Here is a 6503-nt window from a genome sequence, read left to right as displayed (position 1 = left end):
CTTGTACAATTGGAGGAGTCCATATAAGGCGGTTCACCCGCCGAGAAGTTATGCTTTTGTGATGAGATAGAGAGGGTACAGTGTGATGTTGGGAGTGCCCTTTCTTTTGCTACCTTTTCTTTGGGCATCAAAGAAAAGTAAGTCGTGGCCCTTGGATGGGCGTTAAAACCTATCATCAGAGCATAGAGGTTCTACTTACTACAGCTTGTGAATACAAAAGCAAAAAAACCAGAGAGAAATCTGGTTTTTTACACTTTTGCTGATTGCTTACGACAGTCTTGGTTCTTGGGAGTCGTTTGATTTTGCTGAGCATATCATCATGGTCAGTACCGCACCGCAACATATTGCCCATGCGATATAGATTAAGCCTTCGAAATTATCGTAAATAAAGGTCCATGATTTTAGGTTGAAGTATGACCACGCTATATTTTCTACTAGCCCCAGTAAGTAAATTAAGGAGGTGTACATGTATATCCAATGGTAAAGTCCATCAAAGTAGGTTAACTCAATTTGCTTGGATTTAGAGATAAGTCTGGAAATCTGAACTCTAAATATTAATATGAGTGCAGTCGTGATACTAAACAATAATTGCACACCATAAATAATGGTGCCTTGCAGTAACTTATTTTCATCAGGAATTGTGTAGTTTATTAGGCCTAGCTCGAAAACAGCATGACTACTGGCGGTTAACACTAAAATAAATCCTGCAATGTGGGTGATATTTATATCTCTTCGATACATCCCGTATAGAGTGCATACACTTAACAATAGTAAATGAAGTGGCATGACCAAACTTTCATCCCAAAGCTGGATGTAAAAGAATGAAATTGAAGCAATGCTAAGCAAAACTAAGTTTGAGAGTTTCATTCTTTATCCTTGAATACCTTGAAGTGGTTTATCTGCGGACCCTTCTGTTTCAATAGACTGATTTCTGGGAGGCTTTTTGGCTCCATTGCCACCTGAAATTGAAGAGCACATATCGATAGGAAGCTGATTTGTCTCGGTTGTAACTGTCTTATTTCTGCGAGGTTTTACAGCGCTATTTCCGCCTGAAATGTGGTTACAAACTGTTGCTTCAATCTTTAGTTTATCCACTTTGCTATTGAAGTTAGTATTCTTGACGAAAGACGGAGCCGCGGCTTGACTGCTTTGGGGGTGGCGTGGCTTCCATGGGCCAATACCGCCGACTACAGATTGTATTTTTTCTGAATTTAGTAAGTTTTGTTTTATCGCAACGCTAGCAGCTGCTAATTTTTTAAACGTTGTCGTATTAACTTGAACTCTAAATAAAAAAAAGTAAATACGGCTTATCAAATCAAGAAATTTAACCTTTTTCATTATTCATCATCCTGTATTTTTGTTTTTTCAGAGCCATTCATCGTACTACTCAGCTCTTTGATCTGATTAAGTAAAGATTTAGCATCTATTTTGCAGTACACAAACCATTGAAAAAGTAGCTTAGATCGAATATCACTTACGTCCAGCTCATAGTTGGTAATCGTTTTAAGACTGCATCCAAGCTTTTTTGCCATTTGCTCTTGAGAGATCCCAGCTTTCTTCCTCATTGCTTTTAAATCATCGCCATTAATCACGTCCTTTTCCTTTTTTCATTATGATGTGAAGATTTTTACACATCTCATTAAACATAATGTTAACAATAAAATTGAAACATTAAAACAGAAATTGAACATGCTAAGTTTACTAAAAATTGATGAAGTTGTAGTCACAGCCGTGCCGGGCTATGGGTTACACGATATTTCTAAATATACCAAAGGTCAACAGGTGGTTTACATAAAACATGTTTTTGTATCCAAAATTCATTCGCTAGTGAAACCAAATATAACTGCGGAAGAAATAGACTTTTTGCGTAGGCTCGATCAGGCACATCAACACTGTTACTTTTTAGTTTATGTAAAAAGCAAAACTACAGGGCGATATGATTCTGCCTTTTTTATGGATGATATAGAGGCTATAAAGGGACTTGAAGTGGTCGAGGTAGAACCACGCTTGAAGAATTTAGATACTGTCTCACAAGTGATTAGAAACGTTTTACTGTAAAAAGTAGCTATTTCCTCTTCGTTTTTAATTCTAGTCGTGTATAAGTAGCCATATTTTGCTCAAAACCGCCTGTCAGTCAAAGTCCATATCAATTTGTCTAAATGGTAAGGCAAGCGATGAGCAAATACAGTTGGAGGAATATTTTCCTCCATTCAGTCAGTTCAATTTGCTTAGCTTGACGCGAGGCAACGGGCACTCGGGGTTTCACCGGGTTCGATGATATTAATATTGACCTCTTTTAAGTCACCAATTATGGGTTTTAACGCTTTATCAAAACGATTTGCTGCGGCTTCGATTTTTTCGGCATAGTCGTCAATGGCATCAAAATTAGCTGCGTGACTTTCAATTACTGCCTCAATTTGCTTGGCCTTTTCTTCTTGTTTTGCCAGTAGCGCTTTATTGATCACAAGTCGATCGTCGTCTTCTTGTATCGCCTCTTTACTAATGGCTTCCATTTCTTTGCTGAGCAGTGCGAGCTTGTCTTCAATATCTTTCATAGGTAACTCAGAAGCTGACATATCACGCTCTGCCGCTTTGAGTGCTTTGTATGCGGCCACCTGTTCGGCGTCCATGGTGTGTTTGATTATTGGGTTACAGTCTTGGTAAGCGATAAGCCGGTAGCTGCCTTGTGTTTGCGGCTCGGTTGTATTTGCATTGGAGTAGCCAATGCAGGCACTCAAAGCCAGTGTTACCGAAATAATGAGTATTGATTTTGTGGTTTTCATAAGCACCTCGAAGGAATAAGTCTGATTTACAAAATTAGTCGCGGTGCAGTTTGAAAAGGTTGGTTTTAGATGCGCAAGTATTAGTAACAAAATATGAATCGGGCAGTGAGCTTAGAATTAGTTGCTACTTTTATCAGGCGCTTGGCATTGGTGCTGTGCAATTTCTTCGGCGTATTTGGCCTTAACTAGTTCAACGTAATGGTTGAGGTTTTTATCAGGACTTACGGTAAAGGTCAGCTCACTTTTATGTATCGCGGTGATACGGTCCAAGCGAAATTCACGGTAATCACTGCGGAGCTGACAAAATGCGACCAGCGTCCACTTTCCACCCCAATAAACCAATCCGAGAGGCTCGATAATACGCTGGGTTTGTTGCTTTGCAACGTCTTGATATTCAAGTTGTACACACTGCTTAGCTGCAATGGCGAGCCTGAGTGTAGCGCTAAAGGATTGTTGTTGTGGTCCGTGTTTAAAACTCGAAACCAAATAAGGGGAGTGGTCATGCTGTTGTTTGAGGTGAGCGGGTAGCACGGCCTCTATTTTGGCAATGGCCGCTTTTGCATGTGCGCTTAGTTCGGGATCCGTCCATGCTCCAACCATTTTACTGCCAAGTAATAATGCGGTGAGTTCATCATAGCTAAACATCATAGGGGGCAGTGGGTAGTCACCAATGATATAGCCGACACCTGCTTCCCCCTCAATTGGCACGCCAGAACTTTGTAAGTCCTGAATATCGCGATAAATAGTACGCTCAGATACCGTAAAGTGATCGGCCAATGATTTAGCGGTAACCGCTAATCGTCGACCCTTGAGCAGATCCACTAACTGAAAGAGACGTTCTGATTTATGCACGAGTTTTCCTTGTTATTCAAATCTCAGATTAATTAACCGCTACATGGCGTTTGAGAGAGCACATTACTGTGACTAATGGTGACACTCTCGCTGTCTATGTATTGCGTTAATCTTTGGCATACTTCGGTTGTTGGGAATTGCGCCGAAACCGCTTTAGCATGCTCCATCGATTGCCAATAAATAATATCTAAATACTCGCCAGTCTGACTGTCTTTAGTTAACGAACGATATAGTAACCCAGGCTGCTGTTCAACCCACTCGGTAAATGCTGGGTTTACACCCATAATGTCACTCTCTGTAGCACCAAGAGCTAATTTAAATTTTACAATCTCTACGACATTTTGTTGCATGGCCTTTCTCCTTTTTGAGTTCAAGATGAGTAAACCACGATGTTGTGTCAGGGAGTGTCAGGAGTGTTTAAATATACAGTGCATTTTATATCGAGGGCCTGTTTATCTTTCAAGTTTGTTTTTGCAGCAGCTTGATTGGTATTTATACAAGGCAGAGTCTGCGTAGCATAGTTGTTCTATGTAAGTCANGCGATAAAGACTTTATGCTCCTGCAAAGTCACCTTACCCCACATCCTTGTGGGGCAACACAGAAGAAATGCCAATCAAGCACTGCCCTTTGGGTTCACCTGAGTACGCTTTGTTCATTGTTGCTCAACTTTTGCCTAGATTACTAGGCGGCAAGTCGAGCGTCGCGACCAAAACACACTCAGGAGAACAAAAGTCAAACAGCAAAGATCAACAGGCCCTGGCAAAACAAAGGATCTGTATTAGGATTTAGGGTACTGCAATTGGCAGGATTAACCGTGTAAAGGATAAGGAAATGAAATTAAGTACAAGCATATTTGCAACCAGTTTGGTTGCATCCGCTATCTGCGCTTCCCATGTTTTTGCAAAGGACACAAATGACAGCGATGTCAAAAGGCTGAATGTCTTGGCAAAGCAAGTCGCATCACAAAGTGCCAGTGGGTCGTATACTTTTGCTATCAACTGTCATACTAACCCCAGCTTACTGAAACGTGCCGTTGAGCAAGTAAGTTGGCCTGTTGATGAAATAACCTTTGCTATTCAAGGACAATGTCAGGGCCCAATTAAGATCACGAGACCTGGTATCATCATTTCTGGGTCTGATAATTCTCAAGATGTTATCTCTGGGGCGCTAAGCGGCGTACAGCCGACCATATTAGTGGAGTCTGGCTCGGCTAAGCTCAATAACTTAGGGCTTGTCAGTACCGCTCAGCAAAGTAGCGTAACGGTGACGGCGCAGGGAATGGCAAGATTGGATAATGTCGCGACTCAAGTGCAAGGCACTGAGCCTGAATATCACTATATCGTGACAGATAATAGTAATCTTTACTTAAGTAATCTAAATCAAGCCAAAGTGAAAATAGCAGGGGGCGCATTTGCTGAATTTGTAGCCGGCAATCAGGCGATGACAGCATATGTGTTTGACACCGCCAATGCTAGAAGTACCCAAGGGAACCAGTTCGACGCAGTACAAGTTGCTGGAAATGGCTACTTTTTAGCAGATGGGCAGTCGCATATAAATCTATTGATGGTCTGGAGTAAAGGCACCGCCGAAATCGACCAGCAAAGTAGTGTTGGCGAACTGATGATGGGCGGCCAAACTTTGTTTGCTGCTTATAGAAACTCGACCTTGTCAGGGCCTTACAGCTTCTTTGGGAACGTGGTTTTTGAGTTGGAGCATTCCTCTGCGACAAATTGGGTAACGCAAGAAAGGCCGCACTCGCTGTTTTCTGGTAATAATGCCGTCGTGAATGGCGAACTATTTCCAAGTTGGAGTTGGCAAGGGCAGGCACCACAACCTGAGTGACCTGAGCTTCAAAACAATGAGTTAGCGTATTTCTTATTCAAACCTCAGATTGAGTAATTTATGCTACTACGCCGCTTGGTATTATGCTTTACTACTAAGCGGCAACGATTAATCTAAAGGTAGAAGAATAAGATGGATCATCAACAAGTACACGACTACTTGCTTGCAAAACCCTATACCAGCGTAAGTCAGCCTTTTGGTGAAGGCGTTGATGTATATAAAGTGAAAGACAAAATGTTCGCGACGTTGGCGCTTGGTAAAATGGGTAAAGAAGATGACGAGCATCCCCATTGGCGCGTAAATCTCAAATGCGATCCTGATGAAGCGCAAGCGCTGCGAGACATTTTTAGTGCGGTGTTACCGGGTTACCACATGAATAAAAAGCTCTGGAACACGGTGGTGCTCGATGGCTCCATTCCTACAGGAGAACTTGAGCGGATGATGGATAACTCATTTCGCCTTGTAGTCGAAAAAATGCCGAAAAAGCAGCAGGGGATTATCCTTGCGCAGCATCAATAGATGCACAAACGACTTGGTACACGGCGTTCACTTTAGGCTCTGTGAGCGCTTGATTTGCCACAACAAAATGTACGGGGAGCGAAAAGTCTAGCAAACTAGACAAGGCAACCTCTGCTCCTTCATCTGCAATGGCGTTGGCTTCAATAAAGCTCACGCCGAGTCCTGCTTTAACTAAAGCCAAGCGGGAGCGCTCATCCGCAGCATTAATATTTACCGCGTTTACTTCGCTTAGCTGTTGATCAAGTTGCTTATCAAAAGGGCAGCCTTTTCCCATACGTATCCACGTCATCTGTGCCAATTCGGCTTTATGTGATGGCGTAGGCCAAGATGCAGGATAAGCGGTGGTAACTGCAACTTCTGTGAGCGGTACAGCGCTAAAATGTGCAGGTACTTCGCCATAAATAACCCCACCATCAAGTAGCCCATCACTGAGTTTGTCGACGATGACACCACTTGAGAGTAATTCCAGCGAAAAAGAAAGACTTGGAAAGTGCTGGTTGAGGGTTT

At 42.3% G+C, this 6503-nt stretch carries 10 protein-coding genes; 3 read left to right on the top strand and 7 right to left on the bottom strand.

Annotated features, from left to right (window positions below; genetic code table 11):
- Nucleotides 1–267: 267 nt before the first annotated feature.
- From CKO50_RS08135 to CKO50_RS08125, 3 genes are read right to left on the bottom strand one after another with little or no spacing between them, the layout of a single operon-like run.
- Nucleotides 268–867 (bottom strand): hypothetical protein, encoded by a 600-nt coding sequence (locus CKO50_RS08135; RefSeq protein WP_095727750.1) that lies wholly within the window; start codon nucleotides 865–867, stop codon nucleotides 268–270.
- 3 nt (nucleotides 868–870) lie between these two features.
- Nucleotides 871–1338 carry a hypothetical protein gene (locus CKO50_RS08130; RefSeq protein WP_095727749.1) on the bottom strand — a complete coding sequence of 156 codons (468 nt, stop codon included), beginning with the start codon at nucleotides 1336–1338 and terminating at the stop codon, nucleotides 871–873.
- Nucleotides 1338–1592 carry a helix-turn-helix transcriptional regulator gene (locus CKO50_RS08125; RefSeq protein WP_095727748.1) on the bottom strand — a complete coding sequence of 85 codons (255 nt, stop codon included), beginning with the start codon at nucleotides 1590–1592 and terminating at the stop codon, nucleotides 1338–1340. The genes CKO50_RS08130 and CKO50_RS08125 overlap by 1 nt, the downstream gene beginning before the upstream one ends.
- Nucleotides 1593–1689: 97 nt before the next feature.
- Between CKO50_RS08125 and CKO50_RS08120 the strand changes: the two genes are divergently transcribed.
- A complete protein-coding gene (locus CKO50_RS08120; RefSeq protein WP_095727747.1) occupies nucleotides 1690–2058 on the top strand; it encodes a hypothetical protein in 369 nt (122 codons plus the stop codon).
- 170 nt (nucleotides 2059–2228) lie between these two features.
- Here the strand turns inward: CKO50_RS08120 and CKO50_RS08115 are convergent, their stop codons facing one another.
- The 3 genes from CKO50_RS08115 to CKO50_RS08105 all read right to left on the bottom strand — a co-directional run bounded on the left by CKO50_RS08115 (nucleotide 2229) and on the right by CKO50_RS08105 (nucleotide 3985).
- Nucleotides 2229–2783: a hypothetical protein gene (locus CKO50_RS08115; RefSeq protein WP_095727746.1), complete on the bottom strand. Its 555-nt coding sequence runs from the start codon at nucleotides 2781–2783 to the stop codon at nucleotides 2229–2231.
- A gap of 117 nt (nucleotides 2784–2900) precedes the next feature.
- Complete coding sequence (locus tag CKO50_RS08110; RefSeq protein ID WP_095727745.1) at nucleotides 2901–3635, bottom strand: YafY family protein; 735 nt, start codon at nucleotides 3633–3635, stop codon at nucleotides 2901–2903.
- 32 nt (nucleotides 3636–3667) lie between these two features.
- Nucleotides 3668–3985 carry a hypothetical protein gene (locus CKO50_RS08105; RefSeq protein WP_010375910.1) on the bottom strand — a complete coding sequence of 106 codons (318 nt, stop codon included), beginning with the start codon at nucleotides 3983–3985 and terminating at the stop codon, nucleotides 3668–3670.
- Nucleotides 3986–4466: 481 nt separating this feature from the next.
- Between CKO50_RS08105 and CKO50_RS08095 the strand changes: the two genes are divergently transcribed.
- Both CKO50_RS08095 and CKO50_RS08090 read left to right on the top strand, forming a co-directional pair.
- The gene (locus CKO50_RS08095) at nucleotides 4467–5477 is read left to right on the top strand and encodes a hypothetical protein (protein WP_095727743.1); all 1011 of its coding nucleotides are present in this window, start codon (nucleotides 4467–4469) and stop codon (nucleotides 5475–5477) included.
- A 132-nt stretch (nucleotides 5478–5609) separates the two neighbouring features.
- Nucleotides 5610–5996, top strand: coding sequence for an MmcQ/YjbR family DNA-binding protein (locus CKO50_RS08090; protein WP_010606232.1), 387 nt, complete (start codon nucleotides 5610–5612; stop codon nucleotides 5994–5996).
- Here CKO50_RS08090 and CKO50_RS24525 read toward each other — a convergent pair.
- Complete coding sequence (locus CKO50_RS24525) at nucleotides 5974–6465, bottom strand: LysR substrate-binding domain-containing protein (protein WP_255229485.1); 492 nt, start codon at nucleotides 6463–6465, stop codon at nucleotides 5974–5976. The genes CKO50_RS08090 and CKO50_RS24525 overlap by 23 nt on opposite strands.
- Nucleotides 6466–6503: the final 38 nt, after the last annotated feature.

The organism is Pseudoalteromonas sp. HM-SA03 (assembly GCF_002289345.1).
Lineage (GTDB): Bacteria > Pseudomonadota > Gammaproteobacteria > Enterobacterales > Alteromonadaceae > Pseudoalteromonas.
The sequence above is the reverse complement of the archived record's forward strand: the minus strand, read 5'-3'. Positions and strand labels throughout refer to the sequence as shown.

What these genes read in the sequence shown, in the direction of transcription:
- CKO50_RS08115 (WP_095727746.1), bottom strand. Translation starts at nt 2,783, where the DNA reads ATGAAAACCACAAAATCAATACTCATTATTTCGGTAACACTGGCTTTG.
- CKO50_RS08130 (WP_095727749.1), bottom strand. Translation starts at nt 1,338, where the DNA reads ATGAAAAAGGTTAAATTTCTTGATTTGATAAGCCGTATTTACTTTTTT.
- CKO50_RS08120 (WP_095727747.1), top strand. Translation starts at nt 1,690, where the DNA reads ATGCTAAGTTTACTAAAAATTGATGAAGTTGTAGTCACAGCCGTGCCG.
- CKO50_RS08090 (WP_010606232.1), top strand. Translation starts at nt 5,610, where the DNA reads ATGGATCATCAACAAGTACACGACTACTTGCTTGCAAAACCCTATACC.
- CKO50_RS08135 (WP_095727750.1), bottom strand. Translation starts at nt 867, where the DNA reads ATGAAACTCTCAAACTTAGTTTTGCTTAGCATTGCTTCAATTTCATTC.
- CKO50_RS08095 (WP_095727743.1), top strand. Translation starts at nt 4,467, where the DNA reads ATGAAATTAAGTACAAGCATATTTGCAACCAGTTTGGTTGCATCCGCT.
- CKO50_RS08105 (WP_010375910.1), bottom strand. Translation starts at nt 3,985, where the DNA reads ATGCAACAAAATGTCGTAGAGATTGTAAAATTTAAATTAGCTCTTGGT.